General features: G+C 69.9%; 22 protein-coding genes. 14 read left to right on the top strand and 8 right to left on the bottom strand.

Annotated features, from left to right (window positions below):
* Nucleotides 1-6: 6 nt before the first annotated feature.
* The 4 genes from ACWF79_RS20220 to ACWF79_RS20205 all read right to left on the bottom strand — a co-directional run bounded on the left by ACWF79_RS20220 (nucleotide 7) and on the right by ACWF79_RS20205 (nucleotide 4999).
* Nucleotides 7-1611: an FAD-dependent oxidoreductase gene (locus tag ACWF79_RS20220; protein ID WP_453729475.1), complete on the bottom strand. Its 1605-nt coding sequence runs from the start codon at nucleotides 1609-1611 to the stop codon at nucleotides 7-9.
* A 6-nt stretch (nucleotides 1612-1617) separates the two neighbouring features.
* Nucleotides 1618-3144: a glycerol kinase GlpK gene (glpK, locus tag ACWF79_RS20215; RefSeq protein WP_453729474.1), complete on the bottom strand. Its 1527-nt coding sequence runs from the start codon at nucleotides 3142-3144 to the stop codon at nucleotides 1618-1620.
* Between the two features lie 35 nt (nucleotides 3145-3179).
* Nucleotides 3180-3968 (bottom strand): MIP/aquaporin family protein, encoded by a 789-nt coding sequence (locus ACWF79_RS20210; protein WP_453729473.1) that lies wholly within the window; start codon nucleotides 3966-3968, stop codon nucleotides 3180-3182.
* A gap of 266 nt (nucleotides 3969-4234) precedes the next feature.
* Entirely contained in the window at nucleotides 4235-4999 is a 765-nt protein-coding gene (locus tag ACWF79_RS20205) for an IclR family transcriptional regulator (RefSeq protein WP_453729472.1), read from the bottom strand.
* Nucleotides 5000-5299: 300 nt separating this feature from the next.
* On the opposite strand from ACWF79_RS20205, the gene metH reads away from it, so the two are divergent.
* The 4 genes from metH to ACWF79_RS20185 all read left to right on the top strand — a co-directional run bounded on the left by metH (nucleotide 5300) and on the right by ACWF79_RS20185 (nucleotide 13314).
* Entirely contained in the window at nucleotides 5300-8809 is a 3510-nt protein-coding gene (gene metH, locus ACWF79_RS20200) for a methionine synthase (protein ID WP_453729471.1), read from the top strand.
* A 134-nt stretch (nucleotides 8810-8943) separates the two neighbouring features.
* Nucleotides 8944-9642, top strand: coding sequence for an HAD family hydrolase (locus tag ACWF79_RS20195; RefSeq protein ID WP_453729470.1), 699 nt, complete (start codon nucleotides 8944-8946; stop codon nucleotides 9640-9642).
* A 422-nt stretch (nucleotides 9643-10064) separates the two neighbouring features.
* Nucleotides 10065-11654 (top strand): ABC transporter substrate-binding protein, encoded by a 1590-nt coding sequence (locus ACWF79_RS20190; protein WP_453729469.1) that lies wholly within the window; start codon nucleotides 10065-10067, stop codon nucleotides 11652-11654.
* 76 nt (nucleotides 11655-11730) lie between these two features.
* Nucleotides 11731-13314, top strand: coding sequence for an ABC transporter substrate-binding protein (locus ACWF79_RS20185; RefSeq protein WP_453729468.1), 1584 nt, complete (start codon nucleotides 11731-11733; stop codon nucleotides 13312-13314).
* Nucleotides 13315-13423: 109 nt separating this feature from the next.
* On the opposite strand, the gene ACWF79_RS20180 is transcribed toward ACWF79_RS20185, so the two are convergent.
* Both ACWF79_RS20180 and ACWF79_RS20175 read right to left on the bottom strand, forming a co-directional pair.
* Nucleotides 13424-14095: a response regulator gene (locus tag ACWF79_RS20180; protein ID WP_453729467.1), complete on the bottom strand. Its 672-nt coding sequence runs from the start codon at nucleotides 14093-14095 to the stop codon at nucleotides 13424-13426.
* A gap of 10 nt (nucleotides 14096-14105) precedes the next feature.
* Nucleotides 14106-15173: a RecB family exonuclease gene (locus ACWF79_RS20175; protein WP_453729466.1), complete on the bottom strand. Its 1068-nt coding sequence runs from the start codon at nucleotides 15171-15173 to the stop codon at nucleotides 14106-14108.
* Between the two features lie 241 nt (nucleotides 15174-15414).
* On the opposite strand from ACWF79_RS20175, the gene ACWF79_RS20170 reads away from it, so the two are divergent.
* From ACWF79_RS20170 to ACWF79_RS20160, 3 genes are all read left to right on the top strand, one after another.
* Nucleotides 15415-16548 carry a site-2 protease family protein gene (locus ACWF79_RS20170; protein WP_453729491.1) on the top strand — a complete coding sequence of 378 codons (1134 nt, stop codon included), beginning with the start codon at nucleotides 15415-15417 and terminating at the stop codon, nucleotides 16546-16548.
* Between the two features lie 18 nt (nucleotides 16549-16566).
* On the top strand, nucleotides 16567-17454 hold the full coding sequence (locus tag ACWF79_RS20165; protein WP_019884997.1) for a tRNA (adenine-N1)-methyltransferase: 888 nt from the start codon (nucleotides 16567-16569) through the stop codon (nucleotides 17452-17454).
* A 181-nt stretch (nucleotides 17455-17635) separates the two neighbouring features.
* Nucleotides 17636-18208: a hypothetical protein gene (locus ACWF79_RS20160; protein ID WP_453729465.1), complete on the top strand. Its 573-nt coding sequence runs from the start codon at nucleotides 17636-17638 to the stop codon at nucleotides 18206-18208.
* 4 nt (nucleotides 18209-18212) lie between these two features.
* Here the strand turns inward: ACWF79_RS20160 and ACWF79_RS20155 are convergent, their stop codons facing one another.
* A complete protein-coding gene (locus tag ACWF79_RS20155) occupies nucleotides 18213-18524 on the bottom strand; it encodes a ferredoxin (protein ID WP_453729464.1) in 312 nt (103 codons plus the stop codon).
* Between the two features lie 255 nt (nucleotides 18525-18779).
* On the opposite strand from ACWF79_RS20155, the gene arc reads away from it, so the two are divergent.
* From arc to prcA, 6 genes are all read left to right on the top strand, one after another.
* Nucleotides 18780-20546 (top strand): proteasome ATPase, encoded by a 1767-nt coding sequence (gene arc / locus ACWF79_RS20150; RefSeq protein ID WP_453729463.1) that lies wholly within the window; start codon nucleotides 18780-18782, stop codon nucleotides 20544-20546.
* 177 nt (nucleotides 20547-20723) lie between these two features.
* Nucleotides 20724-22235 carry a depupylase/deamidase Dop gene (gene dop / locus ACWF79_RS20145; protein ID WP_453729462.1) on the top strand — a complete coding sequence of 504 codons (1512 nt, stop codon included), beginning with the start codon at nucleotides 20724-20726 and terminating at the stop codon, nucleotides 22233-22235.
* A 146-nt stretch (nucleotides 22236-22381) separates the two neighbouring features.
* Nucleotides 22382-22594, top strand: coding sequence for a ubiquitin-like protein Pup (locus tag ACWF79_RS20140; RefSeq protein WP_392289645.1), 213 nt, complete (start codon nucleotides 22382-22384; stop codon nucleotides 22592-22594).
* Nucleotides 22595-22698: 104 nt separating this feature from the next.
* Nucleotides 22699-22836, top strand: a complete 138-nt coding sequence (locus ACWF79_RS20135) for an endonuclease domain-containing protein (RefSeq protein WP_453729461.1) — start codon at nucleotides 22699-22701, stop codon at nucleotides 22834-22836.
* Nucleotides 22817-23656, top strand: coding sequence for a proteasome subunit beta (gene prcB / locus ACWF79_RS20130; RefSeq protein ID WP_453729460.1), 840 nt, complete (start codon nucleotides 22817-22819; stop codon nucleotides 23654-23656). The genes ACWF79_RS20135 and prcB overlap by 20 nt, the downstream gene beginning before the upstream one ends.
* 45 nt (nucleotides 23657-23701) lie before the next feature.
* A complete protein-coding gene (gene prcA / locus ACWF79_RS20125) occupies nucleotides 23702-24463 on the top strand; it encodes a proteasome subunit alpha (RefSeq protein ID WP_453729459.1) in 762 nt (253 codons plus the stop codon).
* Nucleotides 24464-24529: 66 nt separating this feature from the next.
* Here prcA and ACWF79_RS20120 read toward each other — a convergent pair whose 3' ends face one another.
* Nucleotides 24530-25546, bottom strand: a complete 1017-nt coding sequence (locus ACWF79_RS20120) for a LacI family DNA-binding transcriptional regulator (RefSeq protein WP_453729458.1) — start codon at nucleotides 25544-25546, stop codon at nucleotides 24530-24532.
* 125 nt (nucleotides 25547-25671) lie between these two features.
* On the opposite strand from ACWF79_RS20120, the gene ACWF79_RS20115 reads away from it, so the two are divergent.
* The gene (locus ACWF79_RS20115) at nucleotides 25672-26994 is read left to right on the top strand and encodes an MFS transporter (protein WP_453729457.1); all 1323 of its coding nucleotides are present in this window, start codon (nucleotides 25672-25674) and stop codon (nucleotides 26992-26994) included.
* The last annotated feature ends 5 nt before the right edge of the window (nucleotides 26995-26999 follow it).

The following is a 26999-nucleotide window of genomic DNA, read 5'->3' as shown; positions in this document are numbered from 1 at the left end:
AGCACGTCACCGGCGCAGCATGTCGTCGACCTTGCCGCGGACCTCGTCCGTGGCCAGGCCCCGTATCGTCAGCGTCGTACGGCGGCGCAGCACGTCGTCCGCCGTCTCGGCCCACTCGTGGTCGCGGGCGTAGGCGACCTGCGCCCAGATCTCCGGGGCGTCCGGGTGGACGCGCTCGGCGAGCGCCGGGTTCTCGTTCGCCATCCGCGCGATGTCGAAGGCGAGTGAACCGTAGTGCGTCGCCAGGTGCTTGGCCGTGTCGGCGGCCATCCGCGGGCCGGGCGCCGGTCCGTCGACGAGCAGCCGGTGCGCGACCGCGTTCGGGTTGGCGATGCCGGGCAGCGGGAGCCGCTTCGGCAGCGTCGAGACGGACTCGTAGTCCTCGCCCAGCGGGTGGCCCGGCAGGGACTCCAGCTTCTTCATGACCGTACGGCCGATGTGACGGAACGTCGTCCACTTGCCGCCGGCCACCGACAGCATGCCGCCGCGGCCCTCGGTGACGACCGTCTCGCGCTTGGCCTTGGAGGTGTCGCCGGGGCCACCCGGCAGCACCCGCAGACCGGCGAAGGCGTACGTGATCAGGTCGCGCGAGAGCTGCTGGTCGCGGATGGAGAACGCGGCCTCGTCGAGGATCTGCGCGGTGTCCTTCTCGGTCACCTCGACCTGGCCGGGATCGCCCTCGTACTCCTCGTCGGTCGTGCCGAGCAGCAGCATGTCCTCCCAGGGGAGGGCGAAGGTGATGCGGTACTTGTCGATCGGGGTCGCGAGCGCGGCCTTCCACGGCGAGGTCCGCTTCAGCACCAGGTGCGCGCCCTTGGAGAGCCGGATGGAGGGCGCCGCGTTCGGGTCCTCCATCTTCCGCAGGTGGTCGACCCACGGGCCGGTCGCGTTCAGCACCAGTCGGGCGGTGACGCCGAACTCCTCACCGCTCGTACGGTCCTTCAGCTCCGCGCCCGTGACCCGGCCGCGGGTGAAGCGAAGGCCGGTGACCTCGGCGTGGTTGAGGACGACGGCGCCGGCGTCGACCGCGGCGCGTACCGTCATCAGCGCCATGCGGGCGTCGTTCATCTGGTCGTCGCCGTACACGGCCACGGCCTTCAGGTTGTCCGTCCGCAGCTCCGGCACGTCCTGCGCGGCCTTGGCCGGGCTGAGCAGGTGGCCGACGCCGTCACCGAAGGCGGACAGCGCGGAGTACGCGAAGACACCGGCGCCGAGCTTGGCCGCGCCGTGCGGGCCGCCCTTGTAGACGGGCAGGTAGAAGGTGAGCGGGTTGGCGAGGTGCGGTGCCACCTGGCGGGAGACCGCACGCCGCTCGAAGTGGTTCTCCGCCACCAGCTTCACCGCGCCGGTCTGCAGGTAGCGCAGGCCGCCGTGGAGCAGCTTGGAGGAGGCGGAGGAGGTGGCGCCGGCGAAGTCGCCGGCGTCCACCAGGGCCACCCGCAGGCCCGACTGCGCGGCGTGCCAGGCGGTGGAGATGCCCAGGATGCCGCCGCCGATCACCAGGAGGTCGTACGTCGCCTTGGAAAGCTGTTCCCGGGTCTCGGCGCGGCTCGGCAGGGAACCGGCGGCCGGTCGCGTCCCCAGGGCAGGGACGCTCTGCAGGGTGGTCATGTCGATCTACTCCTCGTCCTCGATCCAGCCCATGGTCCGCTCGACGGCCTTGAGCCAGCTCTTGTACTCGCTCTCACGCTTCTCGGCGTCCATGCGAGGGGTCCATTCCGCCGCGCGGCGCCAGTTGGCGCGCAGGGCGTCGGTGTCGGGCCAGAAGCCGACGGCCAGGCCGGCGGCGTAGGCGGCACCGAGGCAGGTGGTCTCGGCGACCATCGGGCGCACGACCGGCGCGTCGAGGAAGTCCGAGAGGGTCTGCATCAGCAGGTTGTTGGAGGTCATGCCGCCGTCGACCTTGAGCGCGGTCAGCTCGACGCCGGAGTCCTTCGTCATGGCGTCGGTGATCTCGCGGGTCTGCCAGGCGGTGGCCTCCAGGACGGCGCGGGCGATGTGCGCCTTGGTGACGTACCGGGTGAGGCCGGCGATCACACCGCGGGCGTCGGAGCGCCAGTACGGGGCGAACAGACCGGAGAAGGCCGGCACGAAGTAGGTGCCGCCGTTGTCCTCGACCGAGGACGCGAGGGTCTCGATCTCGGCGGCGGACTTGATCAGGCCCATCTGGTCGCGCATCCACTGCACCAGCGAACCGGTGACGGCGATCGAGCCCTCCAGGGCGTAGACCGGCTTCGAGTCGCCGATCTGGTAGCCGACGGTCGTCAGCAGCCCGCTGTAGGAGTTGATGATCTTGTCGCCGGTGTTCATCAGCATGAACGTTCCGGTGCCGTACGTGGACTTGGCCTCGCCCTCGGCGAAGCAGGTCTGGCCGAACAGGGCGGCCTGCTGGTCGCCGAGCGCGGAGGCGACCGGGACGCCGTTCAGGACGCCGCCCTTGACGGTGCCGTACACCTCGGCGGAGGAGCGGATCTCCGGCAGCACGGCGGCCGGGATCTCCATGGACTGCAGGATCTTCTCGTCCCAGCCCATGGTGTGCAGGTTCATCAGCATGGTGCGCGAGGCGTTGGTGACGTCGGTGACGTGGTGGCCGCCCTCGACACCGCCGGTGAGGTTCCAGATGAGCCAGGAGTCCATCGTGCCGAAGAGGATGTCGCCGCGCTCGGCGCGCTCGCGCAGGCCCTCGACGTTGTCGAGCAGCCAGCGGACCTTCGGGCCGGAGAAGTACGAGGCGAGGGGGAGGCCGGTCTCGCGGCGGAAGCGGTCCTGGCCGACGTTGCGGCCGAGCTCCTTGCAGAGGGCGTCGGTGCGGGTGTCCTGCCAGACGAGGGCGTTGTGGACGGGCTCACCGGTGTTCTTGTCCCACAGCAGCGTGGTCTCGCGCTGGTTGGTGATGCCGACGGCCTTGACGTCGGCGGAGGTGATACCGGCCTTGGAGATCGCGGCGGCGACCACTTCCTGGACGTTGGTCCAGATCTCGGCGGCGTCGTGCTCGACCCAGCCCGGCTTCGGGAAGATCTGCTCGTGCTCCTTCTGGTCGACGGAGACGATCCGGCCGTCCGTGTCGAAGACGATGCAGCGGGAGGAGGTGGTGCCCTGGTCGATGGCGGCGATGAACGGGCCGGCGGTGTGTGCGTCGGTCACGATGTGCTCCAAGGGAAGTCTGGAAGAAGGACGGCTCAGGCGAACGCGATGTTGTAGATACCCGCGGCGATGGCGCCGCCCACCAGGGGGCCGACGACCGGGATCCAGGCGTAGCTCCAGTCGGAGCCGCCCTTGTTCGGCAGCGGGAGCAGGGCGTGCACGATGCGCGGACCGAGGTCACGGGCCGGGTTGATGGCGTAGCCGGTCGGGCCACCGAGCGAGAGGCCGATGGAGACCACGACGAACGCGGTGATCAGGGCGCCGATGACGCCGAGACCCTTGCCGCTGTCGTTGAGGCCCTGCGTGAGCACCGCCAGGACCAGCACGACCGTGCCGATGATCTCCGTGGCCAGGTTCTGCCAGACCACCCGGACCTCGGGTCCGGTGGAGAAGACGCCGAGCACCGGACCGGCGTTCGGGGCGGCCTTCTGGTCGACCATGCCCTCCTCGTGCGGAGGCGCGGAGATGATCTCCGGGTCCGTGAGGTGAGCCTGGAACTGTCCGTAGTACGCGACCCAGACCAGGAAGGCGCCGAGCATGGCGCCGAGCAGCTGGCCGGCGAAGTAGACCGGAACGTTGCTCCAGTCCCCGTCCTTGATCGCGATGCCCACCGTGACGGCGGGGTTCAGGTGGGCGCCCGAGAGGGTACCCGTCATGTACACGGCAGTCATGACCGCGAAGCCCCACCCGAAGGTGATGGCGAGCCACCCGGCGTTCTGAGCCTTCGAGCGCTTGAGCACCACGGCGGCGACAACGCCACCGCCGAGCAGAATGAGTACGGCGGTACCAATGATCTCGCCGATGAAGATGTCGGAGCTGGACACCCGCGACTCCTTTGTCCTTCGTCCAGGGGAAGGCGAACCCCGGGTCCCTCCGGTGGTCCGCGCCCTCCTATGAGGGCGTTGCCGGCCCTTGGCACTGCCACACTCTAGCGCGTATTGCCGGTAGGTGTTCGACAATGCCGACCGATGCACGGAAGTTTTGCCCTCCGGTTAACAGCGCGTCAAGGGCTGCGGTAACGAAAAACCCGCCGATAACGGGATCGTTACCGACGGGTCGTGAGAGCGGCGAAGCGCAGCTGGCGCGGGGGTCAGAAGCGCCCGGCGCCCAGGTCGCGGGAGACGGCGCGGGCGCAGTCCCGGACCGCCGCCACCAGCCCCGGGCGCAGCTCGCCACCGTCGCAGACCCGCTCCACCGCGCCCGTGATGGCCACCGCGCCCACGGGCATCCGGCGCCGGTCGTGGATCGGCGCCGCCACCGAGGCCACGCCCTCCCAGGTCTCCTCCACGTCCGCCGCCCAGCCCCGGGCCCGCGTCATGTCGAGGAGCGCCTCGAACTCCGTCAGATCGGTGACCGTACGGGGGGTGAAGCCCTCGCGCGGCACCTCCAGGACCTCGCTGTGCGCCACCGGGTCGTACGCCGACAGCACCTTGCCCAGGGCCGTGGAGTGCAGCGGCTGCATGGCGCCCACCTCCAGGACCTGCCGGCTGTCGTCCGGCCGGAAGACGTGGTGCACGATCAGCACGCCCTGCTGGTGCAGCACCCCCAGGTGGACGCTCTCGCCGCTGGAGCGCGCCAGGTCGTCCGTCCAGACCAGCGCCCGCGCGCGCAGCTCGTGCACGTCCAGATAGCTGTTGCCCAGGCGCAGCAGCTCCGCGCCCAGCTGGTAGCGGCCCGAGGCCGCCTCCTGCTCCACGAACCCCTCGGCCTGCAAGGTGCGCAGGATGCCGTGGGCCGTGCCCTTGGCCAGACCCAGGGACGAGGCGATGTCGGAGAGGCCGAGCCGGCGCTCGCCGCCCGCGAGCAGTCGCAGCATCGCCGCCGCTCGTTCAAGCGACTGGATGTTCTTCGCCATCGCCCGGCCCCTTCTCCCTGTCCCTGAGCCCACGACCCTGGTTCTCCCGTGGATCCTGAGGACAGGATCGCTTGGATCATGGTGTTCGACAATGCTGAACACTATCGGTCGATGCCGACCGCGCGTTACCTACACAGTGTCGGCCATGAACGGGCCCGACCGGGAGCCCCCGGAGAACAGGATGCCGTCCGCCCACTGGAACGCGATGTCCACCCCGGCACCCACGCGGTTACGCTGGCCCCGTGCACCCTCCACCGAGCGTGCAAAGCCGACAGCCGTCGCATCCCAGGGAGCTCATCCATGGCCTCGTCGCCGACCCCTTCCGTTGACAGCCGGACCCGCGCCGCCGCACTCCGCGAGGCGCTCGCGACCCGTGTGGTCGTGGCCGACGGAGCCATGGGCACCATGCTCCAGGCTCAGGACCCCAGCCTCGAGGACTTCCAGAACCTCGAAGGCTGCAACGAGATCCTCAACGTGACGCGGCCCGACATCGTCCGCTCGGTGCACCAGGAGTACTTCGCCGCGGGGGTCGACTGCGTCGAGACCAACACCTTCGGTGCGAACCACGCGGCACTGGGGGAGTACGACATCCCCGAGCGGGTGTACGAGCTCTCCGAGTCCGGCGCCCGGATCGCCCGCGAGGTCGCCGACGAGTTCACCGCCTCCACCGGACAGCAGCGCTGGGTGCTCGGCTCCATGGGCCCCGGCACCAAGCTGCCCACCCTGGGCCACGCCCCGTACACCCTCCTGCGCGACGCCTACCAGCAGAACGCCGAGGGCATGCTCGCCGGCGGCGCCGACGCGCTGCTCGTCGAGACCACCCAGGACCTCCTCCAGACCAAGGCGTCCGTCATCGGCGCCCGCCGCGCGCTGGAGTCCCTCGGCATCGACGTGCCGCTCATCGTCTCCGTCACCGTCGAGACCACCGGCACCATGCTCCTCGGCTCCGAGATCGGCGCCGCGCTGACCGCGCTGGAGCCGCTCGGCATCGACATGATCGGCCTGAACTGCGCCACCGGCCCGGCCGAGATGAGCGAGCACCTGCGCTACCTGGCCCGCCACTCCCGTATCCCGCTGTCCTGCATGCCCAACGCCGGCCTGCCCGTCCTCGGCAAGAACGGCGCGCACTACCCGCTCTCCGCCGCCGAGCTCGCCGACGCCCAGGAGACCTTCGTCCGCGAGTACGGGCTCTCCCTGATCGGCGGCTGCTGCGGTACGACCCCCGAGCACCTGCGCCAGGTCGTGGAGCGGGTCCGCGGCCTCACGCCGACGGTCCGCGACCCGCGCCCCGAGCCGGGCGCCGCCTCGCTCTACCAGACGGTCCCGTTCCGCCAGGACACCTCGTACATGGCGATCGGTGAGCGCACCAACGCCAACGGCTCCAAGAAGTTCCGCGAGGCCATGCTGGAGGGCCGCTGGGACGACTGCGTCGAGATGGCCCGCGACCAGATCCGCGAGGGCGCGCACATGCTCGACCTCTGCGTCGACTACGTCGGCCGCGACGGCGTCGCCGACATGGAGGAGCTCGCCGGCCGCTTCGCCACCGCCTCCACGCTGCCGATCGTCCTCGACTCCACCGAGGTCGACGTCATCAAGGCGGGCCTGGAGAAGCTCGGTGGCCGCGCCGTCATCAACTCGGTCAACTACGAGGACGGCGACGGACCGGAGTCGCGGTTCGCGAAGGTCACCCGGCTGGCCCAGGAGCACGGCGCCGCGCTCATCGCGCTCACCATCGACGAGGAGGGCCAGGCCCGCACCGTCGAGAACAAGGTGGCCATCGCCGAGCGGCTCATCGACGACCTGACCGGCAACTGGGGCATCCACGAGTCGGACATCCTCATCGACACGCTCACCTTCACCATCTGCACCGGGCAGGAGGAGTCCCGCAAGGACGGCATCGCCACCATCGAGGCCATCCGTGAACTCAAGCGGCGCCACCCGGACGTCCAGACCACGCTGGGCCTGTCCAACATCTCCTTCGGCCTCAACCCGGCCGCCCGCATCCTGCTGAACTCGGTCTTCCTGGACGAGTGCGTCAAGGCGGGCCTCGACTCGGCGATCGTGCACGCCTCCAAGATCCTGCCGATCGCCCGGTTCGACGAGGAGCAGGTCACCACCGCCCTCGACCTGATCTACGACCGGCGCTCCGAGGGCTACGACCCGCTGCAGAAGCTGATGGCGCTCTTCGAAGGCGCCACCACCAAGTCCCTGAAGGCCGGCAAGGCCGAGGAGCTCCTCGCCCTGCCGCTGGAGGAGCGCCTCAAGCGCCGCATCATCGACGGCGAGAAGAACGGCCTGGAGGCCGACCTCGACGAAGCCCTCCAGGAGCGCCCCGCCCTGGACATCGTCAACGAGACCCTGCTCGACGGCATGAAGGTCGTCGGCGAGCTCTTCGGCTCCGGCCAGATGCAGCTGCCGTTCGTGCTCCAGTCCGCCGAGGTCATGAAGACGGCCGTCGCCTACCTCGAACCGCACATGGAGAAGTCGGACGCCGAGGGCAAGGGCACGATCGTCCTCGCCACCGTGCGCGGAGACGTCCACGACATCGGCAAGAACCTCGTCGACATCATCCTGTCCAACAACGGCTACAACGTCGTCAACCTCGGCATCAAGCAGCCGGTCTCCGCGATCCTGGAGGCCGCCGAGGAGCACCGCGCCGACGTCATCGGCATGTCCGGCCTGCTGGTCAAGTCCACGGTGATCATGAAGGAGAACCTGGAGGAGCTCAACCAGCGCGAGCTGGCCGCCAAGTACCCCGTGATCCTCGGCGGGGCCGCGCTCACGCGGGCCTACGTCGAGCAGGACCTGCACGAGATCTACCAGGGCGAGGTCCGCTACGCCCGCGACGCCTTCGAGGGCCTGCGGCTGATGGACGCGCTCATCGCCGTCAAGCGCGGTGTCCCCGGGGCCGTCCTGCCCGAGCTCAAGCAGCGCCGGGTCGCCAAGCGGGACACGCCGGCCCTCCAGGTGGAAGAGCCGGAGCCGGGCGGCCGGTCCGACGTCGCCGTCGACAACCCGGTCCCCACCCCGCCGTTCTGGGGCACCCGCGTCGTCAAGGGCATCCCGCTGAAGGACTACGCGTCCTGGCTGGACGAAGGCGCCCTGTTCAAGGGCCAGTGGGGGCTCAAGCAGGCCCGCGCGGGCGGTCCGACGTACGAGGAGCTGGTCGAGACCGAGGGCCGGCCCCGGCTGCGCGGTCTGCTGGACAAGCTGCACACCGAGAACCTCCTCGAGGCCGCCGTGGTCCACGGCTACTTCCCGTGCGTCTCCAAGGGCGACGACCTGCTCATCCTCGACGAGGCCGGCAACGAGCGGACCCGTTTCACCTTCCCGCGTCAGCGCCGTGGCCGCCGCCTCTGCCTCGCGGACTTCTTCCGCCCGGAGGAGTCCGGCGAGACCGATGTCGTCGGCCTCCAGGTCGTCACCGTCGGCTCCAGGATCGGCGAGGCCACGGCCAAGCTGTTCGAGTCCGACTCCTACCGCGAGTACCTGGAGCTCCACGGCCTGTCCGTGCAGCTCGCCGAGGCCCTGGCCGAGTACTGGCACGCCCGCGTCCGCGCCGAGCTGGGCTTCGCGGGCGAGGACCCGGCCGACGTCGAGGACATGTTCGCCCTCAAGTACCGGGGCGCGCGCTTCTCGCTCGGCTACGGCGCCTGCCCCGACCTGGAGGACCGGGCGAAGATCGCGGATCTCCTCCAGCCGGAGCGGATCGGCGTCCATCTCTCGGAGGAGTACCAGCTCCACCCCGAGCAGTCCACGGACGCCATCGTGATCCACCACCCCGAGGCGAAGTATTTCAACGCGCGGTAACACCCGCCCCGGGAGCAAATCAGCGCACCTCGCGTGCTCGGGACGTACACTGGTCGGTCCAGTGCAGGCCGGTCGCCCCACCCCGTACCGGGGAGGGAGACCGGCCTTCTCGTCCCTCCATGGAGGTGTGCCGGATGACCAGTACGGTCCCCACGTCCCTGTTCCACGCCAACGGAAGCTCCGCGCTGCAGGCGGTCTTCCTCGACATGGACGGCACCCTGGTCGACACCGAGGGTTTCTGGTGGGACGCGGAGGTCGAGGTCTTCGCCGATCTCGGACACCGGCTGGACGAGTCCTGGCGCGACGTCGTCGTGGGCGGGCCCATGACCCGCAGCGCGGGCTACCTCATCGAGGCCACCGGCGCCGACATCACCCTCGCCGAGCTCACCGTGCTGCTCAACGAGAAGTTCGAGCAGCGCATCGGCCGGGGCGTGCCGCTGATGCCGGGCGCCGAGCGGCTCCTCGCCGAGCTGGCCCTGCACAACATCCCGACCGCCCTGGTCTCCGCCTCGCACCGCCGCATCATCGACCGGGTCCTCGCCTCCCTGGGCCGCGACCGCTTCACGCTCACCGTGGCCGGCGACGAGGTGGTGCGCACCAAGCCGCACCCCGAGCCGTATCTGACGGCGGCGAGCGGCGTCGGCGCCGAACCGGCGCTGTGCGCGGTCATCGAGGACACCGCGACGGGCGTGGCGGCGGCCGAGGCCGCCGGCTGCCGCGTGGTCGCCGTGCCCTCCGTGGCCCCGATCGCCCCCTCCCCGGGGCGGGTCGTGGTCCGCTCCCTGGAGGACGTGGACGTGCCCTTCCTGCGCACGCTGATCAGCGGACCGTGACCATGTGACCGGCCGTCCGCGGAACGGCACGCGCGCGTGACCTTCGTCACGCAGCGTGCCGGACCGTGGTCGGCCACCTCGCGCCCGATGTCCGTAAGGCCGGGATTGAGGGCCGGCATCTGTCCCGATTCGCGCCTTCCCTGCTGAATCATTCCCGCGCATGACTATCGAGCCCCCCGTATTCATGATCACTATCCGCATCCACGGCGGACCCACCGCGGTCCGCCGTCACGGCGTCTCGCACTAACCTTTCGCGAGAACAACGCCGCAGCTTCCGCGTGCACCGGCGCTCACCCAAGTCGCCGTGAACACAGGACCGATCGCTCACCATCCCGGCCCGATCGCCACGCCCTGACCGGGCGGACGCGGCGGAGTGTCCGTACACCGCTGTATCCCAGTGCCGGATGAGGAGAAAGTCCCTGATGCACCGCAAGACCCTGGCCCTGCCGGCCATCGCCGGCCTGCTCGCCCCCCTGCTCACCGCGTGCGGCGGTGCGGACGAGTCGAGAGCCATCGTCGTGGGCACCACGGACCAGTTCGTCGCCACCAGCGACGCCCCCGCACCCCTCGACCCGGCCTTCGCCTACGACACCGGCACCTGGAACATCCTCCGGCAGACCGTGCAGACCCTGATGCACGTGCCCCGCGGCGGCGGTGAGCCCGTCCCCGAGGCCGCCGAGAGCTGCTCCTTCAGCGACCGGGCCAGCGAGCGCTACCGCTGCACGCTCCGTGAAGGACTGACCTTCGCCGACGGCACGCCCCTGACCGCCGCCGACGTCAAGTTCTCCGTCGAGCGCGTCCTCGCCATCAAGTCCGACAACGGGACCGCCGCCCTCCTCGCCAACGTCGACGCCGTCGAGACCAACGGCGAACGCGAGGTCGTCTTCCACCTCAAGACGCCCGACGCGACCTTCCCGTACAAGCTCTCCACCCCGGTCGCCGGCATCCTCAGCAAGGACAAGTACGACGGCAAGAAGCTGCGCGAGGGCTTCGACGTCGACGGCTCCGGCCCGTACACGATGAAGACCGAGCGCGAGGGCGACCGCTTCGTCAAGGCCGTCTTCACCAAGAACCCCTCGTACAAGGGCGACATCAAGCTGCGCAACGACAAGGTCGAGCTGCGCTCCTTCGCCGACGCGCGGTCCATGGGCGAGGCCCTGGACAAGCGCGACATCGACATGATGACCCGCGCCATGTCGCTCGAACAGATCAAGACGCTCACGGAGAAGCCCAAGGACGGCATCGACCTCACCGAGGTCCCCGGCCTGGAGATCCGCTACCTCGCCTTCGACACCGAGGCCCCCTCCGTCAAGGACAAGGCCGTCCGGCAGGCCATCGCCGCCGTCGTCGACCGGGGCGCGATCGTCAACGCCGTCTACGGCCCCACCGCCCAGCCGCTCTACTCGCTGATCCCCTCCAGCATCACCGGCCACTCCACGGCCTTCTTCGACGCCTACGGCGAGCCCAGCAAGAGCCGCGCGGCCGACATCCTGCGCAAGGCCGACATCACCGCCCCCGTCGCCCTCACCCTGAACTACACCACCGACCACTACGGCACCGGTACGAAGCAGGAGTTCGAGGCGCTGCGCGACCAGCTCAACGCCACCGGCCTCTTCGACGTCACCGTCAAGGGCAGCGAGTGGTCCACCTTCCGCCCCGCGCAGAAGCGCGGCGACTTCCCCGTCTACGGCCTCGGCTGGTTCCCCGACTTCCCCGACCCGGACAACTACGTCGCCCCCTTCCTCGACGCGGACAACTTCCTCAACACCCCCTACGTCAACGCCTCGGTACGGGACCAGCTGATCCCGCGGTCGCGCCGCTCGGCCGACCGCACCGCCGCCGGTCCCGTCTTCGGACAGATCCAGAAGATCGTCGCCCAGGACGTTCCCGTCCTGCCGCTCTGGCAGGGCAAGCAGTACGTCGCCGCTCGCGACGACGTGACCGGCGTCGAATGGGCGCTGAACACCTCCTCCGACCTGCTCCTGTGGGAGCTCGGTCGCGGGAGCGCCTGACCCCTCAACCAGTTCGGCTCCACCGGTCGCGCACCCGCGCGCGACCGGTCTGGCAAGAGATCAAGAGGCACGTTCTGTGAAGCACAACAAGTGGCTGACGGCACCCCTCGCCGCGGGCCTGTCCGCCGCACTGCTCAGCGGCTGCGGCAGCCAGCAGGGCGGCGGTACCACGGGCTCCGGAGGCAACGTCCGCGTCGGCATGTCCGACGAGGTCCTCAGCACCGACCCGGCCGCCGGCTACGACCCCGGCTCCTGGCTGCTGTTCAACAACGTCTTCCAGTCCCTGCTCAGCTTCCCCAAGGGCACCACCGAGCCCCAGCCGGAAGCCGCCGAGAAGTGCGACTTCGAAGGCGGCAGCAAGGTCTACCGCTGCACCCTGCGCGAGGGGCTGAAGTTCTCCAACGGGAACCCGCTGACCTCCAAGGACGTCAAGTTCTCCTTCGACCGCGCGCTGAAGATCGCCGACCCGTCCGGCCCGGCGCCGCTGCTGTCCTCCATCAAGTCCATCGAGACCCCCGACGACCGGACCGTCGTCTTCCGGCTGAAGACCCCCGACGCCACCTTCCCCAGCAAGATCGCCTCGGGTGCCGGCTCGATCGTCGACCACCGCGAGTACGCCGACGGCGCGCTGCGCACCGACGGCAAGGCGGTCGGCTCCGGCCCGTACAAGCTGGAGTCCCTCAGCGCGAGCGAGGCCGTCTTCTCGGTCAACACGGAGTACAAGGGCCACGCCCAGCCGCAGAACGGCGGCGTCACCCTCAAGCTGTACCGCGGTGACCGCGCCGCCCTCTCCAAGGCGCTGGCGAGCGACGACATCGACATCGCCTACCGAGGCCTCGCCGCCGACGACATCGCCGCCCTCGAAACCTCCGCCGACACCGACGACAAGGGCGTCGACGTCGTCCAGGGCACCAGCGCCGAGGTCCAGCACCTCGTCTTCAACGTCAAGGACCCCGTCGTCGGCAAGCTCGGCGTGCGCCAGGCCATCGCCCACCTCGTGGACCGCGAGGCGCTCGTCCAGCATGTCTACAAGTCGACCGCCACGCCGCTGTACTCGATCGTCCCGGCGGGCGTCCCGGGCCACAACACCGCGTTCATCGACACCTACGGCGACCGCCCCGACGCCGCCAAGGCCAAGAAGGCGCTCCGCAAGGCCGGGATCACCGACAAGGTGAAGCTCACCCTCTGGTCCACGCCCAGCCGTTACGGCCCGGCCACCGACCAGGAGCTGAAGGCGATAGCCGAACAGCTCAACACCAGCGGTCTGTTCGACGCCGAGGTCAAGTCGGTCGAGTTCGAGCAGTACGAGAAGGACATCGCGGCCGGCAAGTACGGCGTGTACGTCAAGGGCTGGGTTCCGGACTACCCCGACGCCGACAACTTCACCGCCCCGTTCTTCGGCGAGGGCAACGTCCTCGGCAACAACTACGCCAACGCCACCATCACGGGCAGCCTGCTGCCGAAGACCTCGGCCGCCGCCGACCGCGCGAGCACCGAGGAGGACTTCGGCAAGCTCCAGGACCTCGTCGCCGAGGAGCTTCCGCTGCTTCCGCTCTGGCAGGGCAAGCAGTACGCCGTCGCCAAGGACGGTGTCACCGGCCTGGAGTGGACCCTCGACGCCTCGACCGTCTTCCGCTTCTGGGAGCTCAAGAAGGGCTGACGGACCCGGGCCGGCGGGCCGCCACCCGCAACCGCCCCACGGGAAGGGGCCCGGCGCGCGACACGCGAACCGGGCCCCTTCCCGTACCTTCGCTTCGAGCACGCCGGGCCTACTGCGCCCCGGGGCGCACCAGACCGCTCTCGTACGCGTACACCGCCGCCTGGACCCGGTCGCGCAGCCTCAGCTTCGTCAGCACGTGGCCGACGTGGGTCTTCACCGTCGTCTCGCTGACGAACAGGTCCGCCGCGATCTCCGCGTTCGACAGGCCGCGCGCCACCAGCTTCAGCACCTCGACCTCACGCTCGGTCAGGGTGTTCAGCGTGTCCGGCACCTGCTCGTCACCCGAGGGCAGATGCGCCGAGTACTTGTCCAGCAGACGACGCGTGATCGAGGGCGCGAGCATCGCCTCGCCCGCCGCCACCACCCGGATCGCCTGCACCAGCTCGTTGGCCGGCGCGTCCTTCAGCAGGAAGCCGCTGGCGCCGGCGCGCAGCGCCTCCACCACGTACTCGTCCAGGTCGAACGTCGTCAGCACCAGAACCTTCGCCGGCCCGTCCCGGCCCGGACCCGTGATCTGCCGCGTCGCCTCGACCCCGTCCATCCGCGGCATCCGGATGTCCATCAGCACCACGTCGGGCTGCAACGCCCGCACCTGGTCCAGGGCCTGGAGGCCGTCCCCGGCCTCACCGACGACCGCGATGTCCTGCTCCGCCTCCAGAATCATCCGGAAACCGGTACGCAGCAGCGGCTGGTCGTCGACCAGTAGGACGCGGATAGCCACGAGAACTCCTTCACGGCGCGGGCTGGACCGGCCCCATTCTGCCCTGCCCCGAATCGCCCGACTCAGGCGGGCGCGCGGAGATGATCTCCGCCACGATCGCCTCGGCTCCAGCGGGGACCTCCGCCCCGGCCTCGGCCGAAGTCTCCGTCGGGACCTTGGCCCCGGCCTCGGCCGAAGTCTCCGTCCGGACCTCCGCGCCGGCCTCGGCCGAAGTCTCCGTCGGGACCTCCGCCCCGGCCCCCGGCCGGATCTCCAGCGGATACACCGGGGGAGTCCCCCCGAACTCCGGGCACACCGCCTGGTGGTCGCACCAGCCGCACAGCTTCGTCGGCCGGGGCCGCCACTCGCCCGTCTCCGTCGCCAGCCGGATCGCCTCCCACAGCGCGAGCAGCTTCCGCTCCACCCGCAGCAGATCCGCCTCCACCGGGTCGTACGTCAGCACGTCACCGCTGCCCAGATACACCAGCTGCAGCCGGCGCGGCACCACCTGCTTCAGCCGCCAGACAACCAGCGCGTAGAACTTCATCTGGAACAGCGCGCCCTCGCTGTACTCCGGGCGGGGCGCCTTGCCCGTCTTGTAGTCGACGATCCGGACATCGCCCGTCGGCGCCACGTCCACCCGGTCGATCACCCCGCGCAGCCGCAGCCCCGACTCCAGCTCCGTCTCCACGAACAGCTCACGCTCGGCCGGCTCCAGACGCGTCGGATCCTCCAGCGTGAACCACCGCTCCACCAGCTGCTCGGCCTCGACCAGCCAGCGCGCCAGCCGGACCCCCTCCGCGTCCTCCGCGAACAGCTCGCCCAGCTCCGGCCGCGACTCCAGAAGCCGGTCCCACTGCCCTGGGATCAAGGCCTTCGCGCGCGGCGCCGTCCGCTCCACCGCCGGAGCGTCGAAGAGCCGCTCGAGGACCGCGTGCACCAGCGTGCCCCGCGTCGCCGCCTCGCTCGGCTTCTCCGGCAGCCTGTCGATCACCCGGAACCGGTACAGCAGGGGACACTGCATGAAGTCGCTCGCCCGCGAAGGCGACAACGACATGGGCGCCCTGGACCCCACGGGCGGCTGCTCGCTCGTACTCATGACTCAGACCCTACGACCCGCCACTGACAGCGAGCCGAATACCATCGACGCCAGACCCCGTCACGCTGCATGATCGAAGAGTGACGTACGACAGGGGTCGTGCGGAAGGCTACGAGAGGAACCCGTGAACCAGGACGACGAGCGCGGCGAGAACCAGCGGCCGCGGTCCGGCGACGCGGAACCGCCGGCCGGCGCCGACTCCCGCACCCGGCGCGGCGAGGAACCCGGCGGAGGGATCCTCATGGGCCGCCCCTTCGGCGTGCCCGTCTACGTCGCCCCGAGCTGGTTCCTCGTCGCCGCCCTCATCACCTGGGTCTTCGGCGACCAGATCCAGCGCGTCCTGCCCGACCTCGGCGCCGCCCGCTACCTGGTCTCCCTCTTCTTCGCGATCGCCTTCTACGCCTCCGTGCTCGTCCACGAACTGGCCCACACGATCGCCGCCCTCCGCTTCAAGCTCCCGGTGCGCCGCATCCAGCTCCAGTTCTTCGGCGGCGTCTCCGAGATCGAGAAGGAGACCGAGACCCCCGGCCGCGAATTCGTCCTCGCCTTCGTCGGCCCCCTGCTCTCCCTCGTCCTCGCGGGCGTCTTCTATCTCACGATGTACGCCGTCGAACCCGGCACCGTCCCCGGTGTCCTCCTCGCCGGCCTGATGATCTCCAACCTGATCGTCGCGATCTTCAACCTGCTGCCCGGACTGCCCCTCGACGGCGGCCGCATGCTGCGGGCCGTCGTCTGGAAGATCACCGGCAAGCCCATGAGCGGCACCATCGCCGCCGCCTGGGTCGGCCGTGCCCTCGCCGTCGCCGTCCTCATCGGTCTCCCGCTCCTCACCCGCACCGGCCTCCTCGGCAACAACACCGACGAGATCAGCGGCGTGGACACCGTCACCGACGCCCTGCTCGCCGCGATCCTCGCCGCCATCATCTGGACCGGCGCCGGCAACAGCCTGCGCATGGCCCGCCTCCGCGAGCACCTCCCCGAACTCCGCGCCCGCGCCCTCACCCGCCGCGCCATCCCCGTCGAACCCGCCACCCCGCTCTCCGAGGCCCTCCGCCGCGCCAACGAAGCAGGAGCCCGTGCCCTCGTCGTCGTCGACGGCCAGGGCAACCCCACCGGCCTCGTCCGCGAGAGCGGCATCGCCTCGGTCCCGCAGCACCGCCGCCCCTGGGTGGCCGTCTCCACGCTCGCCCAGGACCTCACCGACGGCATGCGGGTCCCCGCCGAACTCGCCGGGCAGCCCCTCCTCGACCACCTCCGCGCCAGCCCCGCCACCGAGTACCTCGTCGTCGAGGACACCGGAGAGATCTACGGAGTCCTCTCCACCGCCGACGTGGAACGCGCCTTCGTCAAGGCCATGGCACGACCCTCCGCATAACCCCGGTACTCTGGTCACATGTCCGAACCGACCGGTGCCGCCCGCCGTCGCGGGCCCTTCAAGGTCGGGGACCAGGTCCAGCTCACCGACCCCAAGGGACGCCACTACACGTTCACGCTCGAGGCCGGGAAGAACTTCCACACCCACAAGGGTTCCTTCCCCCACGACGAGCTGATCGGTGCTCCCGAGGGCAGTGTTGTCCGTACCACGGGAAACGTCGCCTACCTCGCGCTGCGCCCCCTGCTCCCCGACTACGTCCTGTCCATGCCCCGCGGCGCCGCCGTGGTCTACCCCAAGGACGCGGGGCAGATCCTGGCCTTCGCCGACATCTTCCCCGGCGCGCGCGTCGTGGAGGCCGGCGTGGGATCGGGCTCTCTCAGCAGCTTCCTCCTGCGGGCCATCGGAGACAGCGGCATGCTGCACTCCTACGAGCGCCGCGAGGACTTCGCCGAGATCGCCAAGGGCAACGTCGAGCGCTACTTCGGTGGCCCGCACCCCGCCTGGCAGCTGACCGTCGGCGACCTCCAGGACAACCTGTCCGACACCGACGTCGACCGCGTCATCCTGGACATGCTCGCCCCCTGGGAGTGCCTGGAGGCCGTCTCCAAGGCCCTCGTCCCCGGCGGCATCCTCTGCTGCTACGTGGCGACCACCACCCAGCTCGCGCGCACCGTGGAGTCCATCCGCGAGTTCGGCTGCTACGCCGAACCGCAGCCCTGGGAATCCATGATCCGCAACTGGCACGTGGAGGGCCTGGCCGTCCGCCCCGACCACCGCATGATCGGGCACACCGGCTTCCTCGTCACCGCCCGGCGCCTCGCCGACGGCGTCGAGCCCCCCATGCGCCGCCGCCGCCCCGCCAAGGGCGCCTACGGCGAGGACTACGAAGGCCCCAACAAGGGCTGACGCCCCGACAACGAACGTGTGCCGCCGTCGAGTTCCCGCCCCAGGGCAGGGAACTCGACAGCGGCACCTTCACGTTCGGCATCTTTGCGGACAGCCCTCACCCCACCTGTTCCACCCACCTGTGACGTATGGCACGATGCCCGCAACTCCTTCCGCACCACGTTCACAGGAGACATCCCGCGTGCAGCTCCCCGCCGTCCCGGACCTCGCGCACACCCACGCCCGGCCGGTGCACTGGCTGGCCACCGCGACCGCCATGGCAGCCGTCGTGGCCGCCGCGGGCCTGCTGCAACCCGGCCCTGCCACCGCGACCACCGCCGCCGCAGGCAGCAATCCCGTGTCGGTTCTTCCCGCGCCCGACGCCGCGACGGCGGACTACCCCCTGGAGTGCGGGGGAGCTCCCGCCAAGGTCGCGCGACGCGCGAGCGGGGACCTCGACGGAGACGGAAACCCCGAGACCGTCGCAGTCGTACATTGCGAAGCCGGCTCAGGGACACCCCCGCACGCCGTCTACGTTCTGACCCACGCGAAGAAGGGCCCGCACGCACGCGTGGTCGCCACGCTCGTCGAGCCCACCCAGCAGAAGAACGTCGCCGCCCTCGCCGTACGCGACGGAGCGGTCACCGCCACCCTGCTCGGCTACTCGTCCCCCGAGGTGCCCAGTTGCTGCCCGGACGAGCGAGAGGACGTCAGTTGGCGCTGGACGAGCGGAAGCTTCGTGCGCGCCGCCCAGGCCGACGCCCGGCGTGTGTGACCGCTCACTCCGAGTCAGGGCCGTAGACCTCGACCCTGTCCGAAACCCGCCGTACGTGAATGCAGTCGCCCGGGCACTCCTTCGCGGAGTCCACGACGTCCTGGAGCAGCGGCAGGGGCACGGGAGTCGTCGCCCCGGCGTCCTGCAGCAGCTCGTCGTCCGCGCTCTTCACATACGCGAGGCCGTCGATGTCCAGCTCGAAGACCTCCGGAGCGTACTGCGCGCAGATCCCGTCCCCGGTGCAGAGATCCTGGTCGATCCAGACCTCCAGCGCCTCGCCGGCGCCCTGTGTCGGGGCCTCGTGCTGCACGGTCATGTCTCCTGCCGTTCCTGAGCTCGAAAAAGAGATCAATCGTCTAAGTCCGGCCAAGCCTGACGGGTGTTGACCACTGACGACGATACAACCGCCTGCTTTCCGATGTTGATGGGTGGGTATTCACCTGGCGTGAGGGGAAGCGCAAGGGTGAAGATCGGACACACCCCGACAGTCTTTGTGATCTAGGGGTTTCAATCACCACCCACGCAGGTAGGGTCAGGAAGCGTCCAGCTCCCCTTGGAGGAGGTGAGGACCGTGGCAGCCCACGACGACGACATCAACCGCGGCATCCGGCCGGGGCGGGGGTCTGAAGACCCTGCCGGCCAGGTTGCCTATCTCGAGCAGGAAATCGCCGTCCTGCGCCGCAAGCTCGCCGACTCTCCGCGTCATACGAGGATTCTCGAAGAGCGGATCGTCGAGCTGCAGACCAACCTGGCCGGCGTGTCCGCGCAGAACGAGCGGCTCGCGAACACACTCCGTGAGGCCCGCGACCAGATCGTGGCTCTCAAGGAGGAGGTCGACCGGCTCGCGCAGCCGCCGGCCGGCTTCGGTGTCTTCCTGCAGGCCAACGAGGACGGCACATGCGACATCTTCACCGGGGGCCGCAAGCTCCGGGTGAACGTCAGCCCAAGCGTCGAGCTCGAAGAGCTCCGGCGCGGCCAGGAAGTCATGCTCAACGAAGCGCTCAACGTGGTCGAGGCCATGGAGTTCGAGCGTGCCGGGGACATCGTCACCCTCAAGGAGATCCTCGAGGACGGCGAGCGCGCCCTGGTGATCGGGCACACCGACGAGGAACGGGTGGTCAGGCTCGCCGAGCCGCTGCTGGACATCACCATCCGCCCCGGCGACGCCCTGCTGCTCGAACCCCGCTCCGGCTACGTCTACGAAGTCGTGCCGAAGAGCGAGGTCGAGGAACTGGTCCTCGAAGAGGTACCGGACGTCGACTACGACAAGATCGGCGGCCTCGGCGGCCAGATCGAGATGATCCGGGACGCGGTAGAGCTTCCGTACCTCTACCCGGACCTCTTCAAGGAGCACGAGCTGCGGCCGCCGAAGGGCATCCTGCTCTACGGCCCGCCCGGCTGCGGCAAGACGCTGATCGCGAAGGCCGTCGCCAACTCCCTTGCCAAGAAGGTCGCCGAGGTGACCGGGCAGCCCGCCGGGAAGTCCTACTTCCTGAACATCAAGGGCCCCGAGCTCCTCAACAAGTACGTCGGTGAGACCGAGCGGCACATCCGCCTCGTCTTCCAGCGTGCCCGGGAGAAGGCGAGCGAGGGCACCCCCGTCATCGTCTTCTTCGACGAGATGGAGTCCCTCTTCCGCACCCGAGGATCCGGAGTCAGCTCGGACGTCGAGAACACGATCGTCCCGCAGCTGCTCGCCGAGATCGACGGCGTGGAAGGCCTGGAGAACGTCATCGTCATCGGCGCCTCCAACCGCGAGGACATGATCGACCCGGCGATCCTGCGGCCCGGCCGGCTCGACGTCAAGATCAAGATCGAGCGTCCGGACGCGGAGGCCGCGAAGGACATCTTCGCGAAGTACCTCACGGCCACGCTGCCGCTGCACTCCGACGACCTCTCCGAGCACCACGGGTCCAAGGAGGCCGCGGCCCACGGAATGATCCAGTCCGTGGTCGAGCAGATGTACGCCGAATCCGAGGAGAACCGCTTCCTCGAGGTGACGTACGCCAACGGTGACAAGGAAGTCCTGTACTTCAAGGACTTCAACTCCGGAGCGATGATCCAGAACATCGTCGACCGGGCCAAGAAGATGGCCATCAAAGCCTTCCTCGACCACAACCAGAAGGGCATCCGCGTCTCCCACCTCCTCCAGGCATGCGTGGACGAGTTCAAGGAGAACGAGGACCTGCCCAACACCACCAACCCCGACGACTGGGCCCGGATCTCCGGAAAGAAGGGCGAGCGGATCGTGTTCATCCGCACGCTCGTCACCGGAAAGCAGGGCGCGGACACCGGACGCTCCATCGACACGGTGGCCAACACCGGTCAGTACCTGTAGATCGCACACCGGCTGCGGAGGTCCGGACCCACGGACCTCCGCAGCCGGACGCTTTTCCCCGCGTTTTCCCGCGGGAATGACGTAATCGATCTCCCCACCGGCGCGGAGTCGCTCTAGGCTCGTCGGTACTTGTAGCGCCGCACCCGATGGGGAGCGCCGCCGGGCAAGGAGGGCCGCATGACCGTACGGCGAGTAATGGGCATCGAAACGGAGTACGGGATCTCCGTTCCGGGCCACCCGAACGCCAATGCCATGCTCACCTCGTCCCAGATCGTCAACGCCTACGCGGCGGCGATGCACCGGGCGCGCCGCGCCCGCTGGGACTTCGAGGAGGAGAACCCGCTGCGGGACGCCCGCGGCTTCGACCTCGCCCGTGAGGCCGCCGACTCCAGTCAGCTCACGGACGAGGACATCGGCCTGGCCAACGTGATCCTCACCAACGGAGCCCGGCTCTACGTGGACCACGCCCACCCCGAGTACAGCGCGCCCGAGGTCACCAACCCCCGGGACGCCGTCCTCTGGGACAAGGCCGGGGAACGGATCATGGCGGAGGCCGCCGAGCGGGCCGCCCAGCTCCCCGGCGCCCAGCCCATCCACCTGTACAAGAACAACACCGACAACAAGGGCGCCTCCTACGGCACCCACGAGAACTACCTGATGAAGCGGGAGACGCCCTTCTCGGACATCGTCCGCCACCTCACGCCGTTCTTCGTCTCCCGCCAGGTCGTCACCGGCGCGGGACGCGTCGGCATCGGCCAGGACGGCCGGGAGCACGGCTTCCAGATCAGTCAGCGCGCGGACTACTTCGAGGTGGAGGTGGGGCTGGAGACCACCCTCAAGCGCCCCATCATCAACACCCGCGACGAGCCGCACGCGGATGCCGAGAAGTACCGCCGGCTCCATGTGATCATCGGCGACGCGAACCTCTCCGAGATCTCCACGTACCTCAAGCTGGGCACGACCTCCCTGGTCCTGTCCATGATCGAGGACTCGTTCATCAACGTCGACCTCGCCGTCGACCAGCCCGTGCGCACCCTCCACCAGGTCTCCCACGACCCCGGGCTCCAGCATCTGGTCACGCTGCGCAGCGGCCGCACACTCACCGCGGTCCAGCTGCAGATGGAGTACTTCGAGCTGGCCAGGAAGTACGTGGAGGAGCGCTACGGCGCGGACGCCGACGAGCAGACCAAGGATGTCCTGGTCCGCTGGGAGGACACCCTCAACCGGCTCGAGAACGACCCCATGAGCCTGGCCGGGGAGCTGGACTGGATCGCCAAGCGGGAGCTCATGGAGGGCTACCGCCGGCGCGACAACCTCGACTGGGACGCGGCCCGCCTGCACCTCGTGGACCTCCAGTACGCGGACGTACGCCCCGAGAAGGGCCTGTACAACCGTCTGGCGGCGCGGGGGCGGATGAAGCGGCTGTTGGACGAGTCCGAGGTCGAAAGGGCGGAGACGAAGCCTCCGGAGGACACCAGGGCGTATTTCCGGGGCCGCTGCCTGGAGCAGTACGCGGACGACGTGGCGGCCGCGTCCTGGGACTCGGTGATCTTCGACCTCCCGGGCCGCGACTCCCTCCAGCGGGTCCCGACCCTGGAGCCCCTGCGGGGGACCAGGAACCACGTGAAGGAACTTCTGGACCGGTGCAGGACGGCGGAAGAACTGGTCCGCGTCCTTTCCGGCGGCTGACGCGCGGCTGAAATACCCGGGCACTGGGAATCATGGGACTAGTGCCCGGACGTTGTACGAAACTGCGGGGCCGAAGTCAGACCTGGCTTGTAGGGTCTGATCTTGAGAGACCCAACCGAGCGGGCCGATTCGAGCGGGGTGAGGATATGGCGACCAAGGACACCGGCGGCGGACAGCAGAAGGCGACGCGTTCCACGGAGGAGGTCGAGGAGACCACCACGGAGGAAACCTCCGACCTCAAGGAACGCCAGGAGAAGCTGAGCGACGACGTGGACTCCGTCCTGGACGAGATCGATGACGTCCTGGAGGAGAACGCCGAGGACTTCGTGCGTTCCTTCGTTCAAAAGGGTGGCCAGTAAGGTCGCTTGACCTTCGAATCGAAGGTGGGGGCGGGTTTGCGAAGAGGGTCACCGGACGGTGCGGTCGCTGTGCCCGCACCGTCCGGTCCCCTTCGGCACACCGGGTGCCGGCACGGCCGACCGCTGCCCCCGAAGCCGATGTGGATCACCGTCACGAGCCGGGTAGGGTCCGTGACGTACCGTGCTTCAACTGCAATGCGGCCAATCTTTGGAGGGACACGCGTGGAAGCCAACACTCGTAGCACCGGGCGTCTACCAGCTGCCTTCCTGACGCCGGGGTCGTCCTCGTTCATGGACTTCCTGTCCGACCACTCGCCGGAGATGCTCCCGGGGAACCGGAAGCTGCCCGAGGGGGTCGTCGAGGCGCCGCACGGCACCACCATCGTCGCCGTGACCTTCCCCGGCGGTGTCGTGCTCGCCGGTGACCGGCGGGCGACCATGGGGAACATGATCGCGCAGCGCGACATCGAGAAGGTCTTCCCGGCCGACGAGTACTCGGCCGTGGGCATCGCCGGCACCGCCGGCCTCGCCGTCGAGATGGTCAAACTCTTCCAGCTGGAGCTGGAGCACTTCGAGAAGGTGGAGGGCGCGACGCTCTCCCTGGAGGGCAAGGCGAACCGCCTGTCCACCATGATCCGCGGCAATCTCGGCATGGCCATGCAGGGTCTGGCCGTCGTGCCGCTCTTCGCCGGCTGGGACGAGGGCAAGGAGAAGGGCCGGATCTTCTCCTACGACGTGACCGGCGGCCGTTCCGAGGAGCACGGCTTCGCGGCCACCGGCTCCGGTTCGGTCTTCGCCCGCGGCTCCATGAAGAAGCTGTACCGCCCCGACCTGACGGAGGAGCAGGCGACCACGCTGGTCGTGCAGGCCCTCTACGACGCCGCCGACGACGACTCGGCGACCGGCGGTCCGGATCTGTACCGCCGTATCTACCCCATCGTCACCGTCATCACCGACGAGGGCTTCCGCCGGCTCACCGAGGACGAGTCCTCGGCGCTCGCCCGCTCGGTCACCGATCGGCGCCTGGAGCAGCCCGACGGCCCGCGCGCGGCCCTGCTCTGATCCCTCGTCGTCCGTAGAACCCCAGAAGAAAGGGACGGGTAGCCGGTGTCGACTCCGTTCTATGTCTCACCCCAACAGGCCATGGCCGACCGGGCGGAGTACGCCCGCAAGGGCATCGCCCGCGGCCGCAGTCTGGTCGTCCTTCAGTACACCGACGGCATCGTGTTCGTCGGCGAGAACCCGTCCCGCGCGCTGCACAAGTTCAGCGAGATCTACGACCGGATCGGGTTCGCCGCCGCCGGCAAGTACAACGAGTACGAGAACCTCCGCATCGGCGGCGTGCGCTACGCCGATCTGCGGGGCTACACCTACGACCGGGACGACGTGACGGCCCGGGGCCTGGCGAACGTGTACGCGCAGACGCTGGGCACGATCTTCTCCAGCGCCGGTGAGAAGCCGTACGAGGTGGAGCTGGTCGTCGCCGAGGTGGGCGCGGAGCCCGACGGCGACCAGATCTACCGGCTGCCGCACGACGGGTCGATCGTGGACGAGCACGGTTCGGTCGCGGTCGGCGGCAACGCGGAGCAGATCAGCAGCTTCCTCGACCAGAGGCACCGCGACGGGATGTCGCTCGCCGAGGCGCTGAAGCTGGCTGTGCAGGCCCTTTCGCGGGACACCAACGGCAGCGAGCGGGAGATCCCCGCCGAGCGCCTGGAGGTGGCCGTCCTGGACCGCACGCGTCCGCAGCAGCGGAAGTTCAAGCGGATCGTGGGGCGTCAGCTGGCGCGCCTCCTGGACTCGGACAACGCGGCGATCGCGAAGACGGACGAGCCGTCGGACGACATCCTGGACGACCTGGACGAGTAGGCCCTTCGCGCACGCTCGACGGCCCCGGTCCGCTTCGGCGGGCCGGGGCCTCGTCGTGCTCGGACCTCAGGCCGGGGCCGGGCCGGAGGAGTCGCGGGGCATCAGCGTGACCGGGAGGTCGCCGGGCTCGGGGCTCCGGCCCGCGAGGACGGCCAGGAGCGCGGCCATGCCGCGTTCGCCGATCCGCTCGGCCGGCAGCCGGACGGTGGTGAGCTCCGGCTCGACCGCGGTGGCGAGGGCCAGGTCATCGAAGCCGGTGACGGAGACGTCCTCCGGGACGCGCAGCCCGAGGCGCCGTACGGCCTTGCAGGCGCCGGCGGCCAGGATGTCGTCGTCGCAGATCAGGGCGGTGGGGCGGGGCCCGGGGCCGGTCAGGGCGGCTTCCGCGGCGGCGCGGGCCCCGTCCACGTCGAGGGGCGCGCGGACGGTCCGTACCGTCGCCCCGCCCAGCTCGGCGGCGAGCGCTGCCGCGCGGACGTCGAAGGTCCAGGACGGCACGGCCGAGGCGAGGTGGACGAAGCGGCGGTGGCCCAGACTCAGCAGGTGGGCCGTGACCTGGCGCATCCCGTCGGCGATGTCGAGGTTGACGTGGGCGGCGGCCTCGGTGTCGGAGGGGTCGCTGTCGAGCATGACCAGGGGCAGGTCGGTGCCGTGGAAGGCCTTCAGCGCGTCGGCGGCCATGGACGAGGCGATGATGCCGTCGAGCGCGGCGCGGGCGGAGGCGAAGGGGTCCTTGGCGGGGCCGACGCCGTCGGGGGAGGGGTAGAGCACGACGCCGAAGCCGTGCCGGGCGGCGACCGTGGCCGCGCCGGTGTAGACGCGGGCGAAGAACTCGTTGGTGAGGGCCGGGACGACGAGCAGCGCGGTCCTGGTGCGGCCGAGGCGGAGGTTGCGGGCGGCGAGATTCGGCCGGTACCCGAGCTCACGGGCGGCCCCACGTACGGCGTCCGCGGTGCGTTCGGAGACCCTGCCCCGCCACTTGTCGCCGAGGACGAGGGAGACGGTGGCCTGCGACACCCCCGCGGCCCTGGCGACGTCCCGGCTGGTGGGCCGCGCCGCGCCGGGCGATTCTGGGGTCTGCACTGGTGCCTCCGGGAGAGGTGGTCGCCGATCGCGGGGTGGACCCGCGGGATGCCGCCATGGTACGTATGACGTCTGACGTTATACGTAAAACCTCGGGGGTGGACACCGGGGGAGAGGAGACGGACATGGCCACGGAGGCCAAGGAGAGCGGCGGCTATCTCGACATACTCAGGGCCCCGCACGCCCTGCGACTGCTCACCGGCACCCTCGTCGGCCGGCTCCCCAACGGCACCGGGCCCATCGCCGTCGTACTCTTCGTCCGCTCCGAGGGCGGCAGCTACAGCCTGGCTGGCGGCCTCACCGCCGCGTACGGCATCGCCACCGCCGTCGGCCAGCCGCTCCTCGGCCGCGCCGTCGACCTGAAGGGCCAGCCGCGCGTCCAGCTGCCCGCCGCGCTGATCTCCGCGCTCGGCATGATCGTCCTCGCCGTGGCCGGAATCAGCCCCCTCGTGCTCGCCTACGCGGCGGTCGTCGTGGCCGGACTCTTCACCCCGCCGCTCGAAGGCGGGCTGCGCGCCCTGTGGCCGAGCGTCCTCGGCCGTGAGGACCGCGTCCACCGGGCCTACGCCCTGGACGCCGTGGCCCAGGAGGTCATGTTCACCGTCGGACCGCTGCTCGTGACCCTCCTGGTCGCCCTCTGGTCCCCGGCCGCGGCCCTGCTCGTCATCAACGTCCTCGGGGTCCTCGGCGCCCTCTCCGTCGTCCTCTCCGAGCCCTCGCGCGCGTGGCGCTCGGCGCCCCGCGAGGCCCACTGGTTGGGCGCCCTGCGCTCGCCCGGGCTGCTGGCCCTGCTCGGCTCCTTCTTCTTCGTCGGGCTCGCGCTCGGCTCCATCACCGTCGCGGGCCTCGCCTATGCCGACGACCGGGGCAACGAGGCCGCGTACGGCTGGCTGATGGCCGCTCTCGGCCTCGGCGCGCTCATCGGCGGCGTCGCCTACGGAGCCCGCCGCTGGTCCGGCGCCCCCGAGCGCCGGCTGCGGGTCATCATCGGCCTGCTCGCGCTGGGCTACCTGCCGCTCATGCTCACCCCCGGTGTGCTGCCCATGACGGCCCTGGCCGCACTCTCCGGCGTCTTCCTCGCCCCCGCCCTCGCCTGCGGCTTCATCGTCGTCGACCGGCACGCACCGAGCGGCACCGTCACCGAGGCCTTCTCCTGGCTCGTCACCACCTTCGGTGTGGGCGCGGCGCTCGGCTCCGCCGTCGCGGGACCGGCCGTCGAACTCGCCGGAACCACCGCGGGCTTCGCCGTCGCCGGAGGCGGCGGTCTGGTGGCCCTCCTGGTGCTGCTGGCGACCGGCCGGGTGCTGCGGGCGCCGCGCCCCGGCGTGCGACACGCCGTCAGCGTGGGCACCGGCGGGACCGCCCACACCGAAAAGAACACGCACTCATCGGAAAATGATCGAAACGGGGCTGTCGAACCCGGTTTCAGCTCAGGCCATCAGGCGTAATGTTC

The organism is Streptomyces sp. NPDC054975, from assembly GCF_053609105.1.
This window is presented reverse-complemented; position numbering and strand designations above follow the sequence as displayed.

Coding starts and splice junctions, on each gene's coding strand:
- ACWF79_RS20220 (WP_453729475.1), bottom strand. CDS start 1,611: ATGACCACCCTGCAGAGCGTCCCTGCCCTGGGGACGCGACCGGCCGCC.
- ACWF79_RS20205 (WP_453729472.1), bottom strand. CDS start 4,999: ATGGCGAAGAACATCCAGTCGCTTGAACGAGCGGCGGCGATGCTGCGA.
- metH (WP_453729471.1), top strand. CDS start 5,300: ATGGCCTCGTCGCCGACCCCTTCCGTTGACAGCCGGACCCGCGCCGCC.
- ACWF79_RS20195 (WP_453729470.1), top strand. CDS start 8,944: ATGACCAGTACGGTCCCCACGTCCCTGTTCCACGCCAACGGAAGCTCC.
- ACWF79_RS20190 (WP_453729469.1), top strand. CDS start 10,065: ATGCACCGCAAGACCCTGGCCCTGCCGGCCATCGCCGGCCTGCTCGCC.
- ACWF79_RS20175 (WP_453729466.1), bottom strand. CDS start 15,173: ATGAGTACGAGCGAGCAGCCGCCCGTGGGGTCCAGGGCGCCCATGTCG.
- ACWF79_RS20170 (WP_453729491.1), top strand. CDS start 15,415: ATGGGCCGCCCCTTCGGCGTGCCCGTCTACGTCGCCCCGAGCTGGTTC.
- ACWF79_RS20165 (WP_019884997.1), top strand. CDS start 16,567: ATGTCCGAACCGACCGGTGCCGCCCGCCGTCGCGGGCCCTTCAAGGTC.
- ACWF79_RS20155 (WP_453729464.1), bottom strand. CDS start 18,524: ATGACCGTGCAGCACGAGGCCCCGACACAGGGCGCCGGCGAGGCGCTG.
- dop (WP_453729462.1), top strand. CDS start 20,724: ATGACCGTACGGCGAGTAATGGGCATCGAAACGGAGTACGGGATCTCC.
- ACWF79_RS20140 (WP_392289645.1), top strand. CDS start 22,382: ATGGCGACCAAGGACACCGGCGGCGGACAGCAGAAGGCGACGCGTTCC.
- ACWF79_RS20115 (WP_453729457.1), top strand. CDS start 25,672: ATGGCCACGGAGGCCAAGGAGAGCGGCGGCTATCTCGACATACTCAGG.